The 23,787-nt window shown below is 54.5% G+C and carries 19 protein-coding genes and 1 pseudogene; 9 read left to right on the top strand and 11 right to left on the bottom strand.

What is annotated here, in order from left to right; translation table 11 throughout:
* Nucleotides 1–4: 4 nt before the first annotated feature.
* From lptB to yrbL, 7 genes are all read left to right on the top strand, one after another.
* Complete coding sequence (lptB, locus tag OGY07_RS02285) at nt 5–730, top strand: LPS export ABC transporter ATP-binding protein (protein WP_003025073.1); 726 nt, start codon at nt 5–7, stop codon at nt 728–730.
* 47 nt (nt 731–777) lie between these two features.
* Complete coding sequence (gene rpoN / locus OGY07_RS02280) at nt 778–2,211, top strand: RNA polymerase factor sigma-54 (RefSeq protein ID WP_042291899.1); 1,434 nt, start codon at nt 778–780, stop codon at nt 2,209–2,211.
* Between the two features lie 22 nt (nt 2,212–2,233).
* A complete protein-coding gene (gene hpf / locus OGY07_RS02275; RefSeq protein ID WP_003025078.1) occupies nt 2,234–2,521 on the top strand; it encodes a ribosome hibernation promoting factor in 288 nt (95 codons plus the stop codon).
* Between the two features lie 117 nt (nt 2,522–2,638).
* Nucleotides 2,639–3,130, top strand: coding sequence for a PTS IIA-like nitrogen regulatory protein PtsN (gene ptsN, locus OGY07_RS02270; RefSeq protein ID WP_042291903.1), 492 nt, complete (start codon nt 2,639–2,641; stop codon nt 3,128–3,130).
* A 45-nt stretch (nt 3,131–3,175) separates the two neighbouring features.
* The gene (rapZ, locus tag OGY07_RS02265) at nt 3,176–4,030 is read left to right on the top strand and encodes an RNase adapter RapZ (protein ID WP_042291907.1); all 855 of its coding nucleotides are present in this window, start codon (nt 3,176–3,178) and stop codon (nt 4,028–4,030) included.
* Entirely contained in the window at nt 4,027–4,299 is a 273-nt protein-coding gene (gene npr / locus OGY07_RS02260) for a PTS phosphocarrier protein NPr (RefSeq protein ID WP_042291909.1), read from the top strand. The genes rapZ and npr overlap by 4 nt, the downstream gene beginning before the upstream one ends.
* 202 nt (nt 4,300–4,501) lie before the next feature.
* Complete coding sequence (gene yrbL / locus OGY07_RS02255) at nt 4,502–5,134, top strand: PhoP regulatory network protein YrbL (protein WP_286598417.1); 633 nt, start codon at nt 4,502–4,504, stop codon at nt 5,132–5,134.
* A 5-nt stretch (nt 5,135–5,139) separates the two neighbouring features.
* Here yrbL and mtgA read toward each other — a convergent pair whose 3' ends face one another.
* The 4 genes from mtgA to mnmL form a co-directional block, all read right to left on the bottom strand.
* Nucleotides 5,140–5,859, bottom strand: coding sequence for a monofunctional biosynthetic peptidoglycan transglycosylase (gene mtgA / locus OGY07_RS02250; protein WP_042291915.1), 720 nt, complete (start codon nt 5,857–5,859; stop codon nt 5,140–5,142).
* Entirely contained in the window at nt 5,856–6,509 is a 654-nt protein-coding gene (elbB, locus tag OGY07_RS02245; RefSeq protein WP_042291918.1) for an isoprenoid biosynthesis glyoxalase ElbB, read from the bottom strand. The genes mtgA and elbB overlap by 4 nt, the downstream gene beginning before the upstream one ends.
* A 229-nt stretch (nt 6,510–6,738) precedes the next feature.
* Nucleotides 6,739–9,078 carry an aerobic respiration two-component sensor histidine kinase ArcB gene (gene arcB, locus OGY07_RS02240; protein WP_042291921.1) on the bottom strand — a complete coding sequence of 780 codons (2,340 nt, stop codon included), beginning with the start codon at nt 9,076–9,078 and terminating at the stop codon, nt 6,739–6,741.
* A gap of 93 nt (nt 9,079–9,171) precedes the next feature.
* A complete protein-coding gene (mnmL, locus tag OGY07_RS02235; protein ID WP_042291923.1) occupies nt 9,172–10,101 on the bottom strand; it encodes a tRNA modification radical SAM protein MnmL/YtqA in 930 nt (309 codons plus the stop codon).
* Nucleotides 10,102–10,787: 686 nt separating this feature from the next.
* Here mnmL and gltB point away from each other — a divergent pair.
* Together gltB and gltD are read left to right on the top strand one after the other, a co-directional pair.
* The gene (gene gltB / locus OGY07_RS02230) at nt 10,788–15,248 is read left to right on the top strand and encodes a glutamate synthase large subunit (RefSeq protein ID WP_286598414.1); all 4,461 of its coding nucleotides are present in this window, start codon (nt 10,788–10,790) and stop codon (nt 15,246–15,248) included.
* Between the two features lie 12 nt (nt 15,249–15,260).
* Entirely contained in the window at nt 15,261–16,679 is a 1,419-nt protein-coding gene (gene gltD, locus OGY07_RS02225; protein WP_060571057.1) for a glutamate synthase subunit GltD, read from the top strand.
* Nucleotides 16,680–16,751: 72 nt separating this feature from the next.
* On the opposite strand, the gene OGY07_RS02220 is transcribed toward gltD, so the two are convergent.
* The 7 genes and pseudogenes from OGY07_RS02220 to OGY07_RS02190 all read right to left on the bottom strand — a co-directional run bounded on the left by OGY07_RS02220 (nt 16,752) and on the right by OGY07_RS02190 (nt 23,215).
* Nucleotides 16,752–17,606: a StfH/YfcO family fimbrial adhesin gene (locus OGY07_RS02220; RefSeq protein WP_286598411.1), complete on the bottom strand. Its 855-nt coding sequence runs from the start codon at nt 17,604–17,606 to the stop codon at nt 16,752–16,754.
* 2 nt (nt 17,607–17,608) lie between these two features.
* Nucleotides 17,609–18,133 carry a fimbrial protein gene (locus OGY07_RS02215; RefSeq protein WP_060571055.1) on the bottom strand — a complete coding sequence of 175 codons (525 nt, stop codon included), beginning with the start codon at nt 18,131–18,133 and terminating at the stop codon, nt 17,609–17,611.
* A complete protein-coding gene (locus OGY07_RS02210) occupies nt 18,130–18,597 on the bottom strand; it encodes a fimbrial protein (RefSeq protein ID WP_060571054.1) in 468 nt (155 codons plus the stop codon). The genes OGY07_RS02215 and OGY07_RS02210 overlap by 4 nt, the downstream gene beginning before the upstream one ends.
* Complete coding sequence (locus tag OGY07_RS02205) at nt 18,594–19,010, bottom strand: fimbrial protein (protein WP_352486387.1); 417 nt, start codon at nt 19,008–19,010, stop codon at nt 18,594–18,596. The genes OGY07_RS02210 and OGY07_RS02205 overlap by 4 nt, the downstream gene beginning before the upstream one ends.
* Nucleotides 19,011–19,114: 104 nt before the next feature.
* Nucleotides 19,115–19,858, bottom strand: coding sequence for a fimbria/pilus periplasmic chaperone (locus OGY07_RS02200; RefSeq protein ID WP_286598406.1), 744 nt, complete (start codon nt 19,856–19,858; stop codon nt 19,115–19,117).
* Between the two features lie 18 nt (nt 19,859–19,876).
* Nucleotides 19,877–22,527 (bottom strand): annotated as a pseudogene (locus tag OGY07_RS02195) (outer membrane usher protein).
* A 127-nt stretch (nt 22,528–22,654) separates the two neighbouring features.
* The gene (locus OGY07_RS02190) at nt 22,655–23,215 is read right to left on the bottom strand and encodes a fimbrial protein (protein WP_060571052.1); all 561 of its coding nucleotides are present in this window, start codon (nt 23,213–23,215) and stop codon (nt 22,655–22,657) included.
* Nucleotides 23,216–23,787 lie beyond the last annotated feature (572 nt).

Here is a 23,787-nt window from a genome sequence, read left to right as displayed (position 1 = left end):
CGTTATGGCAACATTAACTGCAAAGAATCTGGCGAAGGCCTACAAAGGCCGCCGCGTCGTGGAAGATGTCAGTCTGACCGTTAACTCAGGCGAAATTGTCGGTCTGCTCGGGCCTAACGGCGCGGGTAAAACCACCACGTTCTATATGGTGGTCGGCATTGTGCCGCGCGACGCCGGTAACATCATCATTGATGATGAAGACATCAGTTTGCTGCCGCTGCACGCCCGCGCGCGCCGCGGTATTGGCTATCTGCCGCAGGAAGCATCGATCTTCCGCCGCCTGAGCGTGTTCGATAACCTGATGGCGGTACTGCAAATTCGCGACGATCTTACCAGCGAGCAACGCGAAGATCGCGCCAACGAGCTGATGGAAGAATTTCACATTGAGCACCTGCGCGACAGCATGGGACAGTCGCTTTCCGGGGGCGAACGCCGCCGTGTCGAGATCGCACGCGCGCTGGCCGCAAACCCGAAATTTATCCTGCTTGATGAACCGTTTGCGGGCGTTGACCCGATCTCCGTCATCGACATCAAACGTATCATTGAGCACCTGCGCGACAGCGGCCTGGGCGTTCTGATCACCGACCATAACGTCCGTGAAACGCTGGCAGTATGTGAACGCGCCTATATCGTCAGCCAGGGACATCTGATCGCCCACGGCACGCCAACGGAAATTCTCCAGGATGAACACGTTAAGCGCGTATACCTTGGGGAAGACTTCAGACTCTGATAGGGTAGAAGTTCGCGACGTTATAGCGGGGGAAAACGACTCTGAACATGAAGCAAGGTTTGCAACTCAGGCTCAGCCAACAATTGGCGATGACGCCGCAACTTCAGCAGGCTATCCGTCTGCTGCAGCTGTCCACGCTGGAACTTCAGCAGGAGCTGCAACAGGCGCTGGAAAGCAATCCGCTGCTTGAGCAAACCGACGTTCATGATGAAGTGGAAACCCGCGAAACGCAGGACAGCGAAACGCTGGACGCCGCTGACGCGCTCGAACAAAAAGAGATGCCGGAAGAGCTGCCGCTCGACGCCAGTTGGGATGAGATCTATACCGCCGGTACGCCATCCGGCACCAGCGGAGATTACATCGACGACGAGCTTCCCGTTTATCAGGGCGAGACCACCCAGTCCCTTCAGGATTACCTGATGTGGCAGGTGGAGCTGACGCCCTTCTCCGATACAGACCGCGCGATAGCCACTTCCATCGTTGATGCCGTGGATGACACCGGATATCTCACCGTCTCTCTGGAAGACATTCTCGACAGCATGGGCGACGAGGAGGTGGACATTGATGAGGTCGAAGCGGTCCTGAAACGCATCCAGCGCTTTGATCCGGTTGGCGTGGCGGCGAAAGATCTGCGCGACTGTCTGCTGATCCAACTGTCCCAGTTTGATAAGGCCACCCCGTTTCTCGACGAAGCCCGGTTGATCGTCAGCGATCACCTTGATCTGCTGGCGAATCATGACTTCCGCACCCTGATGCGCGTGACGCGCCTGAAAGAAGACGTGCTCAAAGAGGCGGTCAATTTTATCCAGTCGCTCGATCCCAGGCCCGGCCAGTCGATCCAGACCAGTGAACCTGAATACGTCATTCCGGATGTACTGGTGCGTAAGCACAATGGCCGCTGGACGGTCGAACTGAACGGCGACAGCATCCCCCGGCTGCAGATCAATCAGCACTATGCGGCAATGTGTAGCGGCGGGCGTAACGATGCCGACAGTCAGTACATTCGCAGCAATTTGCAGGACGCGAAATGGCTGATTAAAAGCCTGGAGAGCCGTAACGATACGCTCCTGCGCGTCAGCCGCTGTATCGTCGAGCAACAGCAGGCCTTCTTTGAGCAGGGCGAAGAATTTATGAAACCGATGGTGCTGGCGGATATCGCCCAGGCCGTCGAAATGCACGAATCAACCATTTCCCGTGTGACCACGCAGAAATACCTGCACAGTCCGCGCGGCATTTTTGAACTGAAGTATTTTTTCTCCAGCCATGTGAACACCGAAGGCGGTGGCGAAGCGTCCTCCACGGCTATCCGCGCGCTGGTGAAAAAGCTGATTGCGGCCGAAAACCCCGCGAAACCGCTGAGCGACAGCAAGTTAACATCTTTGCTGTCGGAACAGGGTATCATGGTGGCGCGCCGCACCGTTGCGAAGTACCGAGAGTCTTTATCCATTCCGCCGTCGAATCAGCGTAAACAGCTGGTTTGACCCAACCGATAAGGAAGACACTATGCAGCTCAACATCACTGGAAACAACGTCGAGATCACTGAAGCCCTGCGCGACTTCGTCAATACCAAGTTCGCGAAGCTCGAACAGTATTTCGACAGAATCAATCAGGTCTACATTGTGTTGAAAGTGGAGAAGGTCACCCACATCTCGGATGCAACCCTGCACGTCAACGGTGGCGAAATTCACGCCAGTGCGGAAGGTCAGGACATGTATGCCGCCATTGACGGCTTAATCGATAAGCTGGCAAGACAGCTGACCAAACATAAAGATAAACTGAAACAACACTAATTGTCCGGGCAGTTAGCGGGTGCAGGACGGCCTGTTGTGTACAACAACGGGCCATTTGTACAGTTAGCGCTCCGAACCTGTTTTCTCACTTGAAGGGGCAGGTTCTTAGGTGAAATTATGATAAATAACGATACAACTCTACAACTGAGCAGTGTACTTAACCAGGAATGTACACGCAGCGGCGTGCATTGCCAGAGCAAAAAACGCGCGCTGGAGATTATCAGTGAACTGGCGGCAAAGCAGCTAAGTTTGCCTCCACAGATCGTTTTTGAAGCGATCCTGACGCGGGAAAAGATGGGCAGTACCGGTATCGGCAACGGCATCGCCATCCCACACGGTAAAGTGGAAGAAGATACCTTGCGGGCCGTAGGCGTGTTTGTGCAACTGGAAACGCCGATTGCTTTCGACGCGATCGATAATCAACCGGTGGATCTGCTCTTTGCCCTGCTGGTGCCCGCGGATCAAACCAAAACGCATCTGCACACGCTGTCTTTAGTCGCCAAGCGTCTGGCGGATAAAACCATTTGTCGCCGGCTTCGCGCTGCGCAAAGCGATGAAGAGCTGTATCAAATCATCACTGACACAGAAGGCCGCCAGGATGATGAGTAAGCGCGTAAAACACTCCCCTTTTGACGTGGTGAGGAGAAACAGTACATGGTACTGATGATCGTCAGCGGTCGTTCAGGGTCAGGTAAATCTGTCGCCCTGCGGGCGCTGGAAGATATGGGTTTTTACTGCGTGGATAACCTTCCCGTGGTGCTGTTGCCCGATCTGGCTCGCACGCTTGCCGAACGCCAGATCTCGGCAGCCGTCAGTATTGACGTGCGCAACATGCCTGAATCCCCGGAGATCTTCGAGCAGGCGATGAACAACCTGCCCGATGCGTTCTCACCGCAGTTGCTGTTCCTTGACGCCGATCGCAACACCCTGATTCGCCGTTACAGCGATACACGTCGTCTGCATCCTCTTTCCAGTAAAAACCTCTCCCTGGAAAGCGCGATCGATCAGGAAAGCGACCTGCTGGAGCCGCTACGCTCCCGCGCCGACCTGATTGTCGATACTTCAGAAATGTCGGTACATGAGCTGGCGGAAATGCTACGCACCCGATTACTGGGGAAACGCGAGCGCGAGCTGACGATGGTGTTTGAGTCCTTTGGCTTTAAGCACGGCATCCCGATTGATGCCGACTATGTTTTCGACGTGCGCTTTCTGCCAAACCCGCACTGGGACCCGAAGCTACGCCCCATGACCGGTCTCGACAAACCCGTTGCCGCTTTTCTCGACAGGCACACAGAAGTACACAATTTTATTTACCAGACGCGCAGCTATCTTGAGCTATGGTTACCGATGCTGGAAACCAACAACCGTAGCTATCTGACCGTAGCCATCGGCTGTACCGGCGGGAAGCACCGTTCGGTGTATATTGCAGAACAGCTGGCAGACTACTTCCGCTCGCGCGGTAAAAACGTACAGTCGCGCCATCGTACGCTGGAAAAACGCAAAACATGACCGTGAAGCAAACTGTGGAAGTCACCAACAAGCTGGGCATGCATGCCCGGCCTGCGATGAAGCTTTTCGAATTAATGCAGGGGTTTGACGCCGAAGTTCTGTTACGTAACGATGAAGGCACCGAAGCCGAAGCCAACAGCGTCATTGCGCTGCTGATGCTGGACTCGGCGAAAGGCCGCCAGATTGAAATTGAAGCCTCAGGCCCGCAGGAAGTCGAGGCGCTGGCTGCGGTGATCGCCTTGTTCAATTCAGGATTCGACGAAGACTAAGTCTCCGCTTGACCGCAATTAAGATCTTCACAGAAAACGCCGCCCGGCGTTTTTTTTATTCTCACGCTCTCCGTTTGTACATTTTGTGCGCTTTTTTCTCTAAGAATAACCTTAAGAAAACCTTAAGGCCGCTCGTTTAGGTTTCATTTACTTTGGTTGTCCATACTGGATTATTGTCAGTAAATATTTCCAGGATACCCTCATGATTCGTCTATCCGATCAGACACCCCTGGGCACCGGACGACATCGTAAATGTTATGCGCATCCGGATGATGCCCGGCGCTGTATCAAGATTGTCTATAACGGCGGCCACGGCGGCGATAAAGAGACACAGCGCGAACTGAAATACTACGCGCGTCTCTCTCGCTATTTGCAGGACTGGAGCGGGATCCCGCGCTATTACGGCACGGTGGAGACCGACTGCGGTACAGGATATGTATACGATGTGATTGCCGATTACGATGGCAAACCGTCTGTGACGCTCACTGAATTTGCTAAACAGTGTCGTTACGAGGATGACGTTGCCGTTTTGCGTCAATTACTGAATAAGCTGAAGCGCTATCTGCGTGACAACCATATCGTGACCATGACGCTGAAGCCGCAGAATATCCTCTGCCATCGCATCAGTGAATCCGAGGTGGTGCCCGTCGTGTGCGATAACATTGGTGAAGGAACGCTGATCCCGCTGGCCAGCTGGTCGAAATGGTTTTGCCAGCGCAAACAGGAACGTTTGTGGCAGCGGTTTATTGCCCAACCGGCATTGGCATTGGCGCTGGAAAGAAGCGCGGCGCCAAAAGAGTCCGCAGGTCTGGCGCTCTCTTCCCGCGAGGCTTAAAACGTTTAATACAACGCGTTGCGGGTCATAAACGACTCACCACCCAACTGCCGCATCTGACGCAGTATCCATGCCTGACGGCTACGGACATACCCGGACGGCGCGGCGGCATTATAGCGCAGCGGATTAGGCAACACAGCTGCGAGCAGCGCCGCTTCCGACTGCGTCAACCGGCTGGCGGGCTTGCCGAAATAGCGCTGTGCCGCGGCCTCCACCCCAAATATTCCCTCGCCGAATTCGGCGATATTCAGATACACCGTCAGGATCCGCTTCTTGCTCCAGACGGTCTCGACACCCAGCGTCAGGCCCGCCTCCAGACCTTTACGCAGCCAGCTTCGCCCGTCCCATAAAAAGAGATTCTTGACCGTTTGCTGTGACAGCGTAGAGGCGCCGCGTATGCGGTTCTCGTTGCGCTCATTGTGCGACAGCGCTTTTTCAATCGCGGCGACGTCAAACCCCCAGTGCGCCGGGAAGTGCTGATCTTCAGCGGCAATCACCGCCAGCCCCATCCAGGGGGAGATTTCATTCATATTCACCCAGTCAGAATGGGCGACATAGCCGAAATCCCCCTGTAGCCACGCGCTAATCTGGCGCTCCGCCATAACCGCGGAAAACGGCACCGGCGCCACGCTGAACAGCGCAATGCCGCCGCCCCAGAATACCGCGAGCACCAGAATAATACGCAGAACCAGACGCCGCAGAAACGCGGTGATGCCTTTTTTCATTCCGTCAGAACCAGCACGCGCGACACCAGTTTTTCAATGCCAGACGCTGCCTCGGCGATATTCTGCGCCAGCATATACGCCGGTGTAGTGACAATTTTATGATCTTCATCGACGACAATATCATCAACCGGGCATGGCACATGCTCTGCGCCCATATCTTCCAGTACTTCTGCGGTATCAATGTCGGTACCAATGGTCAACCGCAGCGGGAAGCCGAAGATTTTCGGCAGCATCGCCGGGGCAATGCACATAAAGCCGAGCGGTTTCCCCGACTGATGCATGGCGACAGCCAGCGCCGCAAGATCTGCGTCAACCTGACATTCACGGCCCTGGCTGGCGAAGGTGCTCAAATTTTTAGCCGCGCCAAAGCCGCCAGGAACGATCAACGCATCCAGTTCAGCAGAAACGGCTTGCGAAAGCGGGCGTATCTCACCACGCGTAATGCGGGCCGCCTCGATCAGCACATTGCGGGTTTCCGCCATCGACTCTCCCGTCACATGGTTAACCACATCGGCCTGGGGCTTATCCGGCGCAAAGCAAACGGCCTGCGCGCCGCTACGGGCAATCGCCAGCAAAGTCAGCACCGCTTCATGAATTTCCGCGCCGTCATAGACGCCGCATCCGCTGAGCACTACGCCAATTTTCTTCATGCAAAATGTCCTTTTCCCTTCGTATGAAGCGCATTAATAATTGTGATTACACTGCCGCGCTTCACACATTTAACTGATTCATGTAACAAAACATTTAAGATTTGCTATCTTATCTGCGTGCGGCCTGAAAATGAGCGCTGCGCCTTTTGAGATAATGAGTATAACTTACGGCGCAGCCACGATTTCCCTGGTGTTGGCGCAGTATTCGCGCACCCCGGTCAAGCCGGGGTCATTTTTTTCCGCCGTTCGCCGCCACCCAGGCTTTCAGCACCGCCACGTCGTGCTGCCACTCCTGCTTCATCTCTTCTATCCATTCGCCGACGTTATCCTCCCAGGCCGGGAGATCCGGAGACTGGATCTGTTGCCCCAACTGTTGCAAATGACGCAGACCGACAGAGCCAGCGGCGCCTTTGATTTTATGTCCTTCTTCCACCACGCCTTTTTTGTCGCGCGCCGTCAGATTGGACTCCAGCACGCTCAAATAGCCCGGCATCATCTTTTCAAACACGGCGAGGCCATCGGTAATCAGCTTCGGCCCCACCAGCTCGATATACTGTTCCAGCATCGGAATATCTAACAGCGCTTGTGATTTACTGCTTTCTTCAGGTGTCACCGTGCTCTCCTCCTCGTTTTGCGTGTCCCAGTACTTCTTGATCATCGCGGTTAATGCCGGAACCGACAGCGGCTTGCTCAACACGTCATCCATTCCGGCATCCAGATACTCTTGTTTATCTTTCAGAACGTTCGCGGTCAGCGCCACCAGCGGCGGCAGATCTTCACGCGAATAGCGTTTGGTCAGCTCACGGGAGATATCAAGACCGGTCATGTCCGGCAGTTGGATGTCAAGCAGCACCAGGTCATACTCGCCCGGCGTGAACATCTCCAGCGCCGCTTTGCCCGTCATTGCCACGTCTACGCTATTACCGAGTTTTTCCAGCACCGAACGCGCCACGATGACGTTGAGTTCGATATCTTCCACCAGCAGCACATGCAGCGCCGGCAGCGGCAGATCGTCTTCTTCAAACGCGTCTTCCACTTCTTCCGCGACAGCGGGCGCATGCACGGTCAGCGTAAAGGTGGAACCTTTCCCCGGCTGGCTGGACACGGTGATATCGCCGCCCATGTTCTTCGCCAGACGACGGGAAACCGCCAGACCAATTCCTGTGCCGGTGGCCGGTTTACCGCCGTGGCTGTCTTTCACCTGATAATACATGGCGAAGATTTTATCCTGCTCATCCTGCGGAATACCGATGCCGGAGTCCTGCACCTCAAAATGCAGGATATCGCCTTCGTCATAGCGAACCCGCACCGTCACCTGACCCTGCTGGGTAAATTTCACCGCGTTGCTGATCAGATTCCACAGAATCTGGCGCAGACGCGTACCGTCGGTCACCACCTTATGCGGCAGCGGCAGCGTCGGCTCCAGCACAAAACGCAGCCCTTTCTGCTGCGCCTGCAGACCGGAGAGGTTCTCCAGGTCGGCCATAAAGCTGGTGAAATCCACGGGCTGATTATCGAGCTGGACTTTTCGCCGCTCCATCTTATCCATGTCAATGATATCGTTGAAAATATTCCCAAGCGTCACGGCGGAAACATGGATCGTTTTCAGGTATTTTTCCTGCTCGGCGGTCAGGTCGGTGTCGAGCAGAATGCGGCTCAGGCCGACGATGCCGTTCAGCGGCGTACGAAGCTCATGGCTAATAGTGGAGATAAAGGTGGTTTTGTCGCGGCTGGCGCGCTCAAGGGCATCCTGGTAACGCTTCCGCTCGGTAATATCACGGCCAAAGCCCATCAGACCGTGGCGTTTACCCACGCGGTCGTAGTACGGCACTTTGCGGATTTCAAAACAGGCTTTCCGTCCGTCCGGGTAGTCCAGCCACTGTTCGTAGGTCAACGACACGTTATGGCGGAACACTTTTTCATCGGTTTCAATGACTTTTTCTGCCGCTTCCGGCGAATAAACATCAGCAGGCTTTAAGTGCACCAATTGCTTTTCACTTTTGCCGGTCAGCAATTCCATCGCCCGGTTACAGCCGGAAAATTCTTTATCTTCGTTGCGATAAAAAACCAGGTCCGGAGATGCATCAAGGAATGACCGCAGAAAAGAAGACTGTTGCTCAAGCTGAATTTGCGCTTCCTCGCGCTCTTTGATCTCCACTTTCAGCTGTTCAAAGGTCGACTGACGTTCAGCTTCCGCCTTTTCGCGATCGGCGATCTCCTGATTCAACTGCGCGATATTATCTTTTAACTGAACGTTGAGCTTAAGGTCGCGCTCGCGCATCTCCTCCAGCTTTTGCACCAGCCGGGAAAGCCGCTGGCGTGACTCCTCCAGTTGCTCGACCACCACCGACAGAAAATAAACGGCCCAGGGAGTGATTAATAAACCAAAGAAGATGGAGCGGATGACGTCGATCTGTTCGACCCGGCCATGCAGCACCATAGTGACCGCCATCTGCACGACAATTGCCAGCACAACGAGCGCTAACGCCAAAAGCAGCGAAAAGCGCACCAGACCCAATTTCATCATTAGATCAACATAGTACTGCGCCAGCATACGAATTTGCTTCATCAGGAATTTCCTTTACGACAACCTGGCACAATAATACTCAATTCTGGGCGTGACGTTGAAGAATGTGCAAGAAATGCGAGCGCCCGTCATAGATCAGGCGTCGGGCGAAATCCAGGGGCGTCCAAGCGCCGCCCCCTGAACGCCGTGTTCGTTAAGATAGCGATCCAACTCGACCATTCCGGTCCAGCGATTTTCACACCACAGTGGCGCCAACAGCGTCGGACGGCGGGCGCTGGCGGAGATACGATGGTAAATCACTTCCGGCGGTGTATGGCGAATCATCTCTCCTGCCGTCAAGGTATAATCGTCCAGCGCAATGCCGGTCAGCCGCCCCGCTTCCCAGGCCTTCGCCATAATGCTACCCGTGACAATATGCAGCGGGTGCAGCTTAATGCCATCCACCCCCGTCTCCACCACCCGCGCCAGCGTTTGCAGGCACTCACGCTGGCCTTCGCCCGGCAAGCCGACGATAAGATGCGCGCACACCTTCAGTCCGCGCTCGCGCGCCAGCCGGGTGGTGCGCTGGTAGCAGGCGAAATCGTGACCCCGATTAATACGATGCAGGGTTTTATCATGCGCGGTCTGTAACCCAAGCTCCAGCCACACTTCATAGCCCTGGTCTTTATACTCACAGAGCAGATCGAGCACCGCATCCGGCACGCAGTCGGGACGCGTGCCGACGCACAGGCCGACCATGTTGGCCTGGCTTATCGCCTGCTGATACATCGCGCGCAACACCTGCACTTCGGCGAAGGTGCTGGTATACGCCTGGAAATAGGCCAGATAACGTTTGGCGCGATTGACCCGATGCGCCTGATGGGCAAGCTGTTCGGCGATCGATCGATGCTGCTGGGCTTCATCGGCAAAAGAGGCGACGTTACAGAAAGTGCAGCCGCCACGACCGATGGTGCCGTCACGGTTAGGGCAGCTAAACCCGCCGTGCAGCGTCAGTTTATGAACCTTTTGTCCATAACGACGCGAAAGATCCCCACCAAACATATTGACTAATTTCTGTAACTGCATAATCTGATAGACCGCCTCTTAAAAAGAGGCCAAAGCCTGCCATTTTTAGCCCCGTTCGGCGATGACCTGGATCAATCGCCACGGCGGGCTTTTATCAATTGCATATCCAGTCAAAATAAACGCTATTTCATTCATAAGCTGTTCAATTATTTTTCCTTATCTCCTTCCATTTTTTTTATCTTCTGACGCCGATTGCGCAAAAACAGTATGATGAATTGCCTTCGCAGCGACAACCAGCACAAAACACTGCATCTCACGGGGAATCAAGCTGAGATAAGGGTTCACAGAGGGATATGACAGTGAGACAGATCACACTCCGCATCCCGTCTCTCCCACGTTAAAGCAATGTAAAAATGTCAATAATTCTAGTAATTTCATTCTGATACATGCTGCGTAGCACATTTTGGCATAAATAAGCTTGCCATTTGACCTGTGTGTGGATTCCCGATAAGTTGGAAATCCGCTGGAAGCTTTCTGGATGAGCGCTGCGCTCATCATATTTATGCAGTAATTGAGATTCCCTCTGACAGCAAGTCCTCAAACTTGTTTGACCTACGCGAAAAGGATAAAGAGGGCGAATGCGAGGTAAGCGTAAGATGCGCAAACCCCGTCGCCATGCTCTTGGTGTGCCCGCGCGCAAACGGTGTCGGAAGGGGATCCCGCAGAGCCTGGGGAGGTTCACTGATATGTTGTACGATAAATCCCTTGAGAAGGATAACTGTGGTTTTGGCCTGATCGCCCACATAGAAGGCGAACCTAGCCACAAGGTAGTGCGTACCGCAATCCACGCACTGGCCCGAATGCAGCACCGTGGCGCGATCCTCGCCGATGGTAAAACCGGCGACGGTTGCGGCTTGCTGTTACAAAAACCGGACCGCTTTTTTCGTATCGTTGCCGAAGAGCGCGGCTGGCGCTTAGCCAAAAACTACGCCGTCGGGATGATCTTTTTAAATAAAGATCCGGATCTGGCCGCCGCCTCTCGCCGTATTGTTGAAGAAGAGCTGCAGCAGGAAACCCTGTCGATTGTCGGCTGGCGTGATGTGCCAACCAACGAAGGCGTTCTCGGTGAAATTGCCCTCTCCTCTCTGCCGCGCATTGAGCAAATTTTTGTCAACGCCCCTGCAGGCTGGCGTCCGCGCGATATGGAACGCCGCCTGTTCATCGCCCGCCGCCGCATTGAAAAGCGCCTCCAGGATGATAAAGATTTCTACGTCTGTAGCCTGTCGAACCTGGTAAACATCTATAAAGGCCTGTGTATGCCGGCGGATCTGCCGCGCTTCTACCTGGACCTGGCGGATTTGCGTCTGGAGTCGGCCATCTGCCTGTTCCATCAGCGCTTCTCTACCAACACCGTACCGCGCTGGCCGCTGGCGCAGCCGTTCCGCTATCTGGCGCATAACGGCGAGATCAACACCATCACCGGTAACCGTCAGTGGGCGCGCGCCCGTACCTATAAATTCCAGACGCCGCTGATCCCGGACCTGCACGACGCCGCGCCGTTTGTTAACGAAACCGGCTCCGACTCCAGCTCCATGGATAACATGCTGGAGCTGCTGTTGGCCGGCGGGATGGACATCGTTCGCGCGATGCGCCTGCTGGTGCCGCCAGCCTGGCAGAACAACCCCGATATGGACCCCGAGCTGCGCGCCTTCTTCGACTTTAACTCCATGCACATGGAGCCCTGGGACGGCCCGGCGGGCATCGTCATGTCCGACGGTCGCTTCGCTGCCTGTAACCTCGATCGTAATGGTCTGCGTCCGGCGCGCTACGTCATCACCAAAGACAAACTGATCACCTGCGCCTCGGAAGTCGGCATCTGGGATTACCAGCCTGACGAAGTGGTGGAAAAAGGCCGCGTTGGGCCTGGCGAACTGATGGTAATCGACACCCGCGGCGGCCGTATTCTGCATTCCGCCGAAACCGACGACGATCTGAAAAGCCGCCACCCGTATAAAGAGTGGATGGAGAAAAACGTTCGCCGCCTGGTACCGTTTGAAGAGCTGGCTGACGATCAGGTGGGAAGCCGCGAACTGGACGACGACGCGCTCGCCAGCTACCAGAAACAATTTAACTACAGCGCGGAAGAGCTGGACTCCGTCATCCGTGTGCTGGGCGAAAACGGCCAGGAAGCGGTCGGCTCTATGGGTGATGACACCCCGTTTGCCGTGCTCTCCAGCCAGCCGCGCATTATTTACGACTACTTCCGCCAACAGTTTGCGCAGGTAACCAACCCGCCAATCGATCCGCTGCGCGAAGCTCACGTCATGTCGCTGGCCACCAGCATTGGTCGCGAAATGAACGTCTTCTGCGAAGCGGAAGGCCAGGCGCATCGTCTGAGCTTTAAATCGCCGATCCTGTTGTACTCTGACTTTAAGCAGTTGACGACGATGAAAGAGGAGCATTATCGCGCCGACTGGCTTGATATCACCTTCGACGCCACGCAGACCACGCTGGAAGAGACCGTGAAAACGCTCTGCGACACCGCCGAACAGATGGTGCGTAATGGTACCGTCCTGCTGGTGCTTTCCGACCGCAACATTGGCAAGAACCGTCTGCCGGTGCCCGCGCCGATGGCCGTGGGCGCGGTACAGACGCGTCTGGTGGAACAAAGCCTGCGCTGCGACGCGAACATCATCGTTGAAACCGCCAGCGCCCGTGACCCGCATCATTTTGCGGTGCTGCTCGGCTTTGGCGCGACCGCCATCTATCCCTATCTGGCATACGAAACGCTGGGCCGTCTGATCGACACCCAGGCGATTGCCAAAGACTACCGCACCGTGATGCTGAACTACCGTAACGGCATCAACAAAGGGCTGTACAAGATCATGTCCAAAATGGGCATATCAACCATCGCCTCTTACCGCTGCTCGAAGCTGTTTGAAGCAGTCGGACTGCATGACGACGTGGTGAACCTGTGCTTCCAGGGCGTGGTGAGTCGCATCGGCGGGGCGGGCTTCGCCGACTTCCAGCAGGATCTGCTGAATCTCTCCAAACGCGCCTGGCTGGCGCGCAAGCCAATCGCCCAGGGCGGCCTGCTGAAGTACGTGCACGGCGGCGAATACCACGCCTATAACCCGGACGTGGTGCGTACTCTGCAACAGGCGGTACAAAGCGGCGAATACAGCGACTATCAGGAATACGCGAAGCTGGTCAACGAACGTCCCGCCACGACGCTGCGCGATCTGCTGGCTATCACACCGGGTGACGACGCCGTGAGTATTGACGACGTTGAACCGGCCAGCGAACTGTTCAAGCGTTTCGACACGGCGGCAATGTCCATCGGCGCGCTGAGCCCCGAAGCCCACGAAGCGCTGGCGGAAGCCATGAACAGCCTCGGCGGGAACTCCAACTCCGGCGAAGGCGGTGAAGACCCGGCGCGCTACGGCACCAATAAAGTGTCGCGTATCAAGCAGGTGGCATCCGGTCGCTTTGGCGTAACGCCAGCGTATCTGGTCAATGCCGATGTTATCCAGATCAAGGTCGCGCAGGGCGCGAAGCCGGGCGAAGGCGGCCAGTTGCCGGGTGATAAAGTCACCCCATACATCGCCAAACTGCGCTACTCGGTACCGGGCGTGACGCTGATCTCCCCGCCGCCGCACCACGATATTTACTCTATCGAGGATTTAGCGCAGCTGATTTTCGACCTGAAGCAGGTTAACCCGAAAGCGATGATCTCCGTGAAGCTGGTTTCCGAGCCGGGCGTCGGCACCATTGCGACCGGCGTGGCGAAAGCCTATGCCGATCTGATCACCATCGCTGGCTACGACGGTGGTACTGGCGCCAGCCCGCTCTCCTCGGTGAAATACGCGGGCTGTCCGTGGGAGCTGGGTCTGGTGGAAACCCAGCAGGCGCTGGTGGCAAACGGTCTGCGTCATAAGATCCGCTTGCAGGTGGACGGTGGCCTGAAAACCGGCGTTGATATTATCAAAGCCGCGATTCTGGGCGCGGAAAGCTTCGGCTTCGGTACCGGCCCGATGGTGGCGTTGGGCTGTAAATACCTGCGTATTTGTCACCTGAATAACTGCGCGACGGGCGTCGCAACGCAGGATGACAAACTGCGTAAGAATCACTATCACGGGCTGCCGTTCAAAGTGACCAACTACTTTGAGTTTATCGCCCGTGAAACCCGCGAGCTGATGGCGCAGTTGGGCGTCACCCGCCTGGTGGATCTGATTGGCCGTACCGACCTGCTGAAAGAGCTGGAAGGCTTTACCGCCAAACAGCAGAAACTGGCCCTGTCCCGTCTGCTGGAAACCGCCGAGCCTCATCCAGGCAAAGCGCTGTACTGCACGGAAAACAACCCGCCGTTCGATAACGGCGTGCTGAACGCGCAATTGTTACAACAGGCGAAACCGTACGTTGACGAACGTCAGAGCAAAACCTTCTGGTTTGACATTCGCAATACCGACCGTTCCGTTGGCGCGTCGCTGTCGGGCTATATCGCCCAGACGCATGGCGATCAGGGGCTGGCGTCTGACCCGATCAAAGCGCACTTTAACGGCACCGCGGGCCAGAGCTTCGGCGTCTGGAACGCCGGCGGCGTTGAGTTATACCTGACCGGCGATGCTAACGACTATGTCGGTAAAGGCATGGCGGGGGGGCTGCTGGCGGTACGTCCACCGGTCGGTTCAGCTTTCCGCAGTCATGAGGCGAGCATTATTGGTAACACCTGCCTGTACGGCGCGACCGGCGGTCGCCTGTACGCCGCAGGCCGCGCAGGTGAACGTTTTGCGGTGCGTAACTCCGGGGCAATCACCGTCGTGGAAGGCATTGGCGATAACGGCTGTGAATACATGACCGGCGGTATTGTCTGCATTCTCGGCAAAACCGGCGTGAACTTCGGCGCAGGCATGACGGGCGGTTTTGCTTACGTGCTGGATGAAGACGGCGAGTTCCGCAAACGCGTGAATCCGGAATTAGTGGAAGTGCTGAGCGTTGACGACTTGGCGATTCACGAGGAGCATTTGCGTGGATTGATTACCGAACATGTGCAGCATACCGGATCGCAGCGTGGCGAAGAAATTCTGGCGAACTGGTCAACTTTTGCCACGAAGTTCGCGCTGGTGAAGCCGAAATCCAGTGATGTGAAAGCCCTGTTGGGTCACCGTAGTCGTAGCGCAGCCGAGCTGCGCGTGCAGGCGCAGTAAGAGGGTCTGGTCATGAGTCAAAACGTATATCAATTTATCGACCTGCAGCGCGTTGATCCGCCGAAGAAGCCGCTGAAAATTCGCAAAATCGAGTTCGTCGAAATCTACGAGCCGTTTTCTGAAGGTCAGGCCAAAGCACAGGCAGACCGCTGCCTGTCCTGCGGCAACCCGTACTGCGAGTGGAAGTGTCCGGTACATAACTACATCCCGAACTGGCTGAAACTGGCCAACGAAGGGCGTATTTTCGAGGCCGCCGAGCTGTCTCACCAGACCAACACCCTGCCGGAAGTGTGCGGTCGCGTCTGCCCTCAGGATCGCCTGTGCGAAGGATCCTGTACGCTGAACGACGAGTTTGGCGCGGTGACTATCGGCAATATCGAGCGCTATATCAACGACAAAGCGTTCGAGATGGGCTGGCGTCCGGATATGACCGGGGTACGTCAGACCGACAAACGCGTGGCGATTATCGGCGCCGGTCCTGCCGGGCTGGCCTGCGCCGACGTGCTGACCCGCAACGGCGTAAAGGCGGTGGTCTTTGATCGTCATCCGGAGATCGGCGGCCTGCTGACCTTCGGCATCCCGGCGTTTAAGCTGGAAAAAGAGGTGATGACCCGTCGCCGCGAAATCTTCACCGGCATGGGCATTGAGTTCAAACTCAACGTGGAAGTGGGTCGTGACATACAGCTCGACGACCTGCTGAAGGATTACGATGCGGTGTTCCTCGGCGTCGGCACTTATCAGTCCATGCGCGGCGGGCTGGAAAACGAAGACGCCGATGGCGTGTTTGACGCGCTGCCGTTCCTGATCGCCAACACCAGGCAGATCATGGGCTTTGGCGAAACCACCGACGCGCCGTTCATCAGTATGGAAGGCAAGCGCGTGGTCGTGCTGGGCGGTGGCGATACGGCGATGGACTGTGTGCGTACCTCTGTTCGTCAGGGCGCGACGCACGTCACCTGCGCCTATCGCCGCGACGAAGAAAACATGCCGGGTTCAAAACGCGAAGTGAAAAACGCGCGTGAAGAAGGCGTCGAGTTTCAGTTCAACGTGCAGCCGCTGGGTATTGAAGTCAACGCCAACGGCAAGGTGTGCGGCGTGAAAATGGCGCGCACCGAAATGGGCGCGCCGGATGCGAAAGGCCGTCGTCGCGCGGAGATCGTCGCCGGTTCAGAACACGTGGTCCCGGCTGACGCCGTCGTGATGGCGTTTGGTTTCCGTCCGCACAGCATGGAATGGTTGAAAGCGCACAGCGTCGAGCTGGACTCACAGGGCCGTATTATCGCTCCGGAAAGCAGCGATAACGCGTTCCAGACCAGCAATCCGAAAATCTTCGCCGGTGGCGACATCGTACGCGGTTCAGATCTGGTGGTCACCGCCATTGCCGAAGGCCGTAAAGCGGCTGACGGGATCATGAACTACCTGGAGGTTTAAACACCACCGCCCCCATCCGGAAGATAAGTCAGGGATGGGGGCTATCTGCAAGCCTGTACAGCGAAAAACGTCTTATAGCTGTTCAAGAATATACTGGAAATTACAGGTTGCTTTTACCATTCCCGTGCCTATATTTTTGGTGTTCACCGAAACAGTAATATCGTGCAAGGCTTTATCTGTTAGCGCAAAGGGCGAGGCTCTGCTTTGGACATGATTGTCATCGCATCCCAATACACTCAACGTCACTCCTGTCCCCACAAAACGGCAGTACGCGCCGCGCGAATCATACTTGCTTTTATCGCATAGCGAACCGCTCTCCATTAAATAGGTTTGCAGCGAGGAGGTCACCGTCCCGCCTGTAGCATCAACAGCGAGAACGGTCTCGTGCTTTACGATGTTGGGATCCCAGGAAATATCAAATGTGTCCACCGGTACCGTCGGGCATACCGAGTCGCGGGTCACTGGCCCCGTATAAAAGTTGCCATTCGCTCGCATTGTTGATGTCGCCGATATTGCCGCTATCCATGGACAGCCAAAGTTATCCGATTCAACCTCAACGCTGACGACGAGTTGACCACATTGCCATTTAGAGGTATCTATGCCGGGACAGTTTGAGTTCGATGCCGATGCAAAATCGACTATCGTCAGGACGGGCGCCTTTCCCGTGCCCGACCAGGATGTTGCCGCAATGACCGAGCCTTTATGTGACACATAGGGAATTTGATAAGCCCCATAGGCAACCCCCTGAGGCGTGGCAACAGTAACATTTAGCGTCGTCGGTCCACTATTGATTGTCCGATTACGCCCGTAGTAGATCGTTTCACTATTAAATTTTGAGTTCGCCAACTTATCCCCGGCCGCAGTCGCGGAAGGGGAAAATAAGGGTAAGCAAAGAAAAAATACGCTGATGCAGATAAATTTTTTCATCGTTATAAGTACTCAAAAGCAACGAGAGTTGTCGCACTGAAGGTTCCCGGCGTTATCTCCTGGCCTTCCACCGCCTGAATCCAGGCATTAAAATTCAATGTATTCAGCCCATCGCTCAGCATAAATTCATTTCCTGAAGCGCCGTTGATCTTCACCTGTGCGCCGTCTTCAGTCTCAATGCCGATGCCAATGCCGCTGGCGTCGGCGCCCCCTTCCAGCGCCAGAAAGCCGCTCATGCCGCTGACTTCCATTCCGGAAAAACGCACGGAAACAGACTTGCTTGTCACCGTATTGCAGTCTTTAAGCTGTAAGCTGAATGCGACAGGCTTCGATCTCCCGCGGGTAGCCAGCTCTGGCGCGCTCAATGAGGGAAAAAGGACTTCTGTAAGCGTATTGCCATTGACCACCAGCGAGCAGGGCGATGACAGCAACCGACCGGTAAAATGAATTTTCGTCTCTGCGTTCACCGTCTGTCCCAACATTCCCCACAGCGCCAGCAAGCAGAGCGCATCTTTCACGACGCTCATTGATACTCCACCTTTATCGTTGCCCATGCCTCAAAGGAACCGTCCTTTAAGCTTGCCCCGCTCTTTTTCACCGGCACCGCTTCCAGCAACGGGAAAGTCAGTTCCTCAACCGACAGCACATCATTAATGGGGAAGGGTTTACCATTCTGTTTGATTTCGACACCCAGACCATCAACATCTGTTTCAATTGCCGCAGGATTAAAATCGCTGATCGCCCCACCGATGGTTAACGTCATTTGGTGGTTCCTGCCGGGATAGTTGCAATAAACATAAAGTCCAATCAGCGTCGTATAGTTGACGCCATCGATCTTCTCAATGGCGACATCACCGAAGCCGATCTCTATTGTCTCTTCATTGTTAACGGTGCATGTGGGTGGCGCGATCAGCGTCCCGCTGAATTGCAGGTTTTCCGCCGCCGACAGCGTAAAACTGCTTAGCAGGAAACCCAGGAGTATTTTTTTCATTGATAATCCACCACTAACGTTGCGGCCGCGCTGAATTCTTGTGCCTGAAGTTCGCTACCGCTCGCCTTAACCAGCGCGGCCTCCAGCGGTATGCCGGACGTGGAAGCGTAGGTAAAATTCAGCCAGTTGCTGTTATCAAGGGGGACCAGCGTTCCGTCGCTGGCCATCTGGATACGAATACCCAACCCGCTGGCGCTGGTCTTTAACACCGACTCACCGTTTATCGTCACGGGTGCGCCCTGGATCTGCAATTTCAGGTAATCGGATACCCTTCCGTTGCAGTTCAATGAGTACTTAACCGGCTGGATATACTCCGCCTTCCCCACTTCGGTCGTCAGCACGTCGCCAAACGTGACCGACCCGCCCGTGACGGTGCAGGGCGGAGCCGCGTTCACCAGCACGATCAATTTCATATTGACCGTTTTACTTTTCGCATTAGCCGGGGCTATTCCTGCGCAAATGAATAACGTTAACGCCGCCGCCCCTATACGCGCCACGTTCTTCCTGCTGAAGACATTCACGATTTTCTGCTCTTCTCTTTATTGACTGTGCATTTCTCTGCTGAGCAGTTAAAAATCAGCGGCAAGCGGGCGCCATAATCATTCACGTAAGTAAGTACCGGCGTGTTACCCAATTCGGCGATACCGGCGACCATCATCTGGCTGGTCTGCGGTGCAATCACCATTGGCGTAAACCCTTTCGCCGTCTCGCCGTCCACGTCGCGACTGGCATCGCTCACTATGACGTAATAACCCGTGGTGTTATTCACCTGATACTGACCCCCTTTTTTCTCCAGCACCACGTCATACTGCCAGGGATTCATGGGATCGACTTTCGCTAGCGACACGGGGCGATAGAACAGCTTGATCCGCGTTTGCAGCGCAATTTGCAGCGTGTTGGGCGCATCGCTTTTGGGCGGGATCTCACGTACGTTGTAGAAAAATAAGCTTTCTCTGTCCTGGGGCAGCGCAGCTAAACCCGGCATTCCCTGAATCCTGGCCTGGCCGATACTTTTCGCTTCAATGCGCTGCACCGGCGGTACGACGGTCAGCGGCGAGCTGATCCGCACGCCCTTTTCGTCTTCGATCCACGACTGAGCAAGGTAAGGCATTTTCTCGCTGGCATTTTTTAAATCCACGCTGATGGATTTATCATCCCCTTTGAATACCAGTCGCGTGCGGTCCGGGGATACGGCCGCCTGCGCCGCGCCGATTGTGCCCATTGCGCAGCTCACCAACATGGTCAGAAGATGTCCTTTCATAAAATAAATCCTTTGTGATCAGTTTCGGGTTAAAAGCGCTTCCGGTTTTACGGAAGGCGCTAACCGGGTTTTCTGCTGTGTCATCGGGAGAACAGGTCGAGAGCCGGCTCTTTCATGACAGCCCCCTCGCTCCGGCAGGGAAGCAGCAGCCCGCTGTATAACGCTTTCGGCAACGGCGTCGGCAGCACGATTTCACATTGTGGCAGTCCGTCCCAGATAACCTGCATCCGCTCTGCCGCGTTGACGCCAATCAAATAGACGCTGCCGTCGCCGTCAACAATGCCCACCTGCTGGAGATGCTCGTTGCGAACCTCTGCGCCAAAAGGGGGATAATCACCGTTCTGCAACCTGATAACCGCCATCGCTTTTTCGCCGCTGATCACGTCCATATGACGGTAGCCTATTGCCCCTTCGGTTAGCGTCGCCTGCGCTACTGAATTAATCACTTCGGCATTTTCGGGTAATTCCGTCAGATCGATACGGATTTGATTGCGGTAGTAATCGTTGACATCGGTGAGCACCGCTTTACCAAAACCATTGGTGTACACCGGCGTATCGTAGCCACTGACCGGAATATCCGCCTGACTGTCAACGTTAACCAATAATCGGGTACCGCCATTCACGCCAGTACGGTGAAATGCGCCTCCGTACGGCGTTAACGTTGCTCCTCCCTGTAAGGAGAGCCCGCCGGAAAGGTATTCCCCTTCCTGATAATTCACGCTGGCATCCACATCGGCAAAATTAGCGGCATAGCGATAGTAGCCGTCCATCGTCGCACCGTCGTTGCTGTGACCTGCGTTGATTTGGACGTTATTACGATCGTCGATGCGCTCGTAATACCCCACCTGATTGCTGTTATTGCCGTCGCTGAAGGAGCCGTTATAACTTAGCGTGCGGTCGCTTCCCCAGGGGACGCTCAGCGAGACGAAAACCCCATCGTCGGTATCAGTGTCATAGTCGTTGCGATAACCATTGATCGATAAGCTGACATTGCGCATGTCGCCAACGTTGAAATAGTGGGAAACCGTCAGGTTATAGCTGTCTTCGTCCGGTCGGTTCCAGTAGGTCCGGTGAGTAAAATTCAGATAGGCGTTGACGTTAATCTCGGCAAAGTTCTGACTGTACGTCAGCGTATACATCTCTTTATCATGGCCGCTGCGCATCCGATCCTCATCCGCATACTGAGCATCCAGATAGTCATCCATCGTCATATAGTTCTCTTCCGAGAAACGAAAACCCGCGAAGGTCAGACGACTTTTCAACGCGTCAAAATCTTTAGCATAGCTGGCCCGAAAGGCGTTCCCGTGGATGATTCCCTCGCCATAAACGCTGCCTTCAGGCATACGCGCTCGCGAATGGGTCAGGTCGATCGACAGCGCCCCCAGAACCGCCATATCCCGCCCGACGCCGATCGCCAGCGCCTGGTAATCTTTTTCGCCAATCCCGCCGCTGTACAATGACCAGCCGTTCGCCACCCCCCAGGACGCCTCCCCGACGCTGAACAGCGAACCCTGCAAATGACGATCCCAGTCCTGCGGGCGGCCGATCGCCACTTTATAACGCACCTGTCCAGGTCGTGTCAGATAAGGGACAGACGCGGTGCTGACGTCATACTCCTGCACCTGACCGTTCTGTTCTTCAATACGTACGTGAAGGTCGCCGGAGACGGCCTCGTTGAGATCCTGAATGCGAAACGGACCCGCCGGTACCTGCGTTTCATGGATCACCCGTCCTTGCTGAGTAACGGTGACCCTGGCGTGCGTTCGGGCGACGCCGGAAATATCCGGCGCGTAGCCTCGCAGATTCGGCGGCAGCATCTGATCGTCGGTATTCAGACTGCCACCGATATAACGAAAGCTGTCAAAGATATCTGACGTTAGCGAATCTTCGCCAAATTTCAGCTGCGCCCCCAGGGACGGAATAGCACGATAGGCGTAATAGCGGCTCCAGTCCCAGTTACGGTCAGAATGAGCAGAAACCTCGTCATTTTCCCGATCGTCCGCATCCTGATGCCAGTAATTGGCCTGCCAGTCGGCGCGCAAACGCCACGACCCCAGGTTTGCCCCCAGCGTACCATTCCCGCTGACGTCATATTCGTCACCTTTTGAATGCTCAGGGTGCTGCCACTGGCTATTAATATTGTAGTCGATGAATATTCCGGGAATACCTTCATCCCAGCGCGATGGCGGGTCCCAGTCTTTATCTGAATATTGGAGATAGGCTTGCGGGATTATAACCACCAGAGTCGACTTACTTAAATCCGTTTGAAATTCGACGCCATCGAGTTGATTAGGCATCAGGCAGGCGCCTGAATTTATCCAGCGTAATTTGTCGAGAACATCTGTTTTTAATCCAAATTGCGCAATCAATTCAGGGGGTAAACAGGGAAAAGTAACCGTGTTATCAGCCTGCGCTGTTATATAATTTACGATGCGTTCCTGGGCAATCTGGCTCTGATTTACCATCACCTGTAATGTGTATTTGCCCGGCATGACGTACCCTTTGCGGGAAAAGCGGTTGAGATCGAATTTCGAACCATCCTTAACGTCGAGAAACTGAGTATTAAACTGAATAGCATCTTCGGCGAAGCTATTTCCCAGATCGCCAATTAACGCCATACCGACGAGAAACGTTAGCGCATGCGAGCGAAATGATGAATAACGGCTCATCAGATATCTATCCCTGATAATTTAATGATAGCAAGCGAAATAAACCCTCAGACGATCTGATGGATGGCGAATAAAATTATCTTGATTGGTTTCTCTACGGCACGACTGCCGTAGAGAATGGCATACCTTACAGGTAGCTCACTGCGAAGTTCACGACACTGTTAAATTCACCAGTATCGATCGACGTTGCCGCGTCGTCCCCTTTTACCCATGCTTTGAAGTTCAGCGTCTGATCAGCCAGCCCTACGCCGCTGGCATCGACAGCCAGAGGCTGGCTATCAGCTTCATCCAGCTTAATCTGTGCGCCTTTATAAGTTGCCAAAACGATACTTGATCCTGCCATTTCACCGTTCGCGCCCATTAAGGCGATATTGCCTGCGCTCGTTGTGGATTCATTACCCGCCGCTGAGAATGTCGTCGACATGGTTTTCTCGGTAGTGAACGCACAATTTTCCAGTTTGATATGGAAATCAACTGCGGAAGACTGACCGCCTTTCAACAGAGAACCGGTGCCAATATGTCCCAGGTTAACGGTCTGATGCTCGTCGCCCACCGCAATCGAACATGGAGAATCTTCAATCGTACCGGTAAATGTTACGTTACCCATATTCGTACCCGCCGCATTAGCGAAAGACGCGAACCCCATAATCATTGCCGAAGCAGCGATTGTTTTCACTACAGTTTTCATTCTTAATCCTTTAAACATTTAAAATAAGATGAGTATGATTAACACGCGTCTCCAATAAAAACATCGAAGCCGATGCAGAGTGCATACTCTTCACTCAGATAAGATTATTTTTGTTGATTTTCATTTTAGAATTCAGCAAAATGTACAATGCGTACTGAAAATAACTAAATTTTATTTTCGCCACGCATTATTACCCATAAAAACCCCCAAACAAACCACTTTTAATGGTAGATAACTTACTAAAGATCTGTTTTCTTAATTTAAGGAAATCCCCATAAAAGAGATGCATGAAAAGATTAAAATAGCATCAACCAGTGCTCAAACCCTGCACAAAAAATAAATCTGATATATGACTATCACATTAATTCAATTTAACTTAAAGTTCGCTTAAGTAAAGAAATCATTGTTCCCGGGGTTCGCGTATCACCCTTATTGATCATTGCTGTTTTTCAAATTAACACCATAAATATTAATGGTGATAAATTTTATATTAATACGACTAACGCGATGCTTCTGGCATGATTGCACGGAATAACGTCGCAGAGATAAAACGGGCGTCATACCCGATCACC

It is taken from the genome of Citrobacter sp. Cs237 (assembly GCF_030332325.1).
GTDB classification, from domain to species: domain Bacteria; phylum Pseudomonadota; class Gammaproteobacteria; order Enterobacterales; family Enterobacteriaceae; genus Citrobacter_A; species Citrobacter_A sedlakii.
The sequence above is the reverse complement of the archived record's forward strand: the minus strand, read 5'-3'. Positions and strand labels throughout refer to the sequence as shown.

Coding starts and splice junctions, on each gene's coding strand:
- elbB (WP_042291918.1), bottom strand. CDS start 6,509: ATGAAGAAAATTGGCGTAGTGCTCAGCGGATGCGGCGTCTATGACGGC.
- gltB (WP_286598414.1), top strand. CDS start 10,788: ATGTTGTACGATAAATCCCTTGAGAAGGATAACTGTGGTTTTGGCCTG.
- mtgA (WP_042291915.1), bottom strand. CDS start 5,859: ATGAAAAAAGGCATCACCGCGTTTCTGCGGCGTCTGGTTCTGCGTATT.
- rapZ (WP_042291907.1), top strand. CDS start 3,176: ATGGTACTGATGATCGTCAGCGGTCGTTCAGGGTCAGGTAAATCTGTC.
- OGY07_RS02215 (WP_060571055.1), bottom strand. CDS start 18,133: ATGAGCGTCGTGAAAGATGCGCTCTGCTTGCTGGCGCTGTGGGGAATG.
- OGY07_RS02200 (WP_286598406.1), bottom strand. CDS start 19,858: ATGAAAGGACATCTTCTGACCATGTTGGTGAGCTGCGCAATGGGCACA.
- mnmL (WP_042291923.1), bottom strand. CDS start 10,101: ATGCAGTTACAGAAATTAGTCAATATGTTTGGTGGGGATCTTTCGCGT.
- yrbL (WP_286598417.1), top strand. CDS start 4,502: ATGATTCGTCTATCCGATCAGACACCCCTGGGCACCGGACGACATCGT.
- OGY07_RS02210 (WP_060571054.1), bottom strand. CDS start 18,597: ATGAAAAAAATACTCCTGGGTTTCCTGCTAAGCAGTTTTACGCTGTCG.
- arcB (WP_042291921.1), bottom strand. CDS start 9,078: ATGAAGCAAATTCGTATGCTGGCGCAGTACTATGTTGATCTAATGATG.
- gltD (WP_060571057.1), top strand. CDS start 15,261: ATGAGTCAAAACGTATATCAATTTATCGACCTGCAGCGCGTTGATCCG.
- ptsN (WP_042291903.1), top strand. CDS start 2,639: ATGATAAATAACGATACAACTCTACAACTGAGCAGTGTACTTAACCAG.
- OGY07_RS02220 (WP_286598411.1), bottom strand. CDS start 17,606: ATGAAAAAATTTATCTGCATCAGCGTATTTTTTCTTTGCTTACCCTTA.
- hpf (WP_003025078.1), top strand. CDS start 2,234: ATGCAGCTCAACATCACTGGAAACAACGTCGAGATCACTGAAGCCCTG.
- OGY07_RS02205 (WP_352486387.1), bottom strand. CDS start 19,010: ATGAAATTGATCGTGCTGGTGAACGCGGCTCCGCCCTGCACCGTCACG.
- npr (WP_042291909.1), top strand. CDS start 4,027: ATGACCGTGAAGCAAACTGTGGAAGTCACCAACAAGCTGGGCATGCAT.
- rpoN (WP_042291899.1), top strand. CDS start 778: ATGAAGCAAGGTTTGCAACTCAGGCTCAGCCAACAATTGGCGATGACG.
- lptB (WP_003025073.1), top strand. CDS start 5: ATGGCAACATTAACTGCAAAGAATCTGGCGAAGGCCTACAAAGGCCGC.
- OGY07_RS02190 (WP_060571052.1), bottom strand. CDS start 23,215: ATGAAAACTGTAGTGAAAACAATCGCTGCTTCGGCAATGATTATGGGG.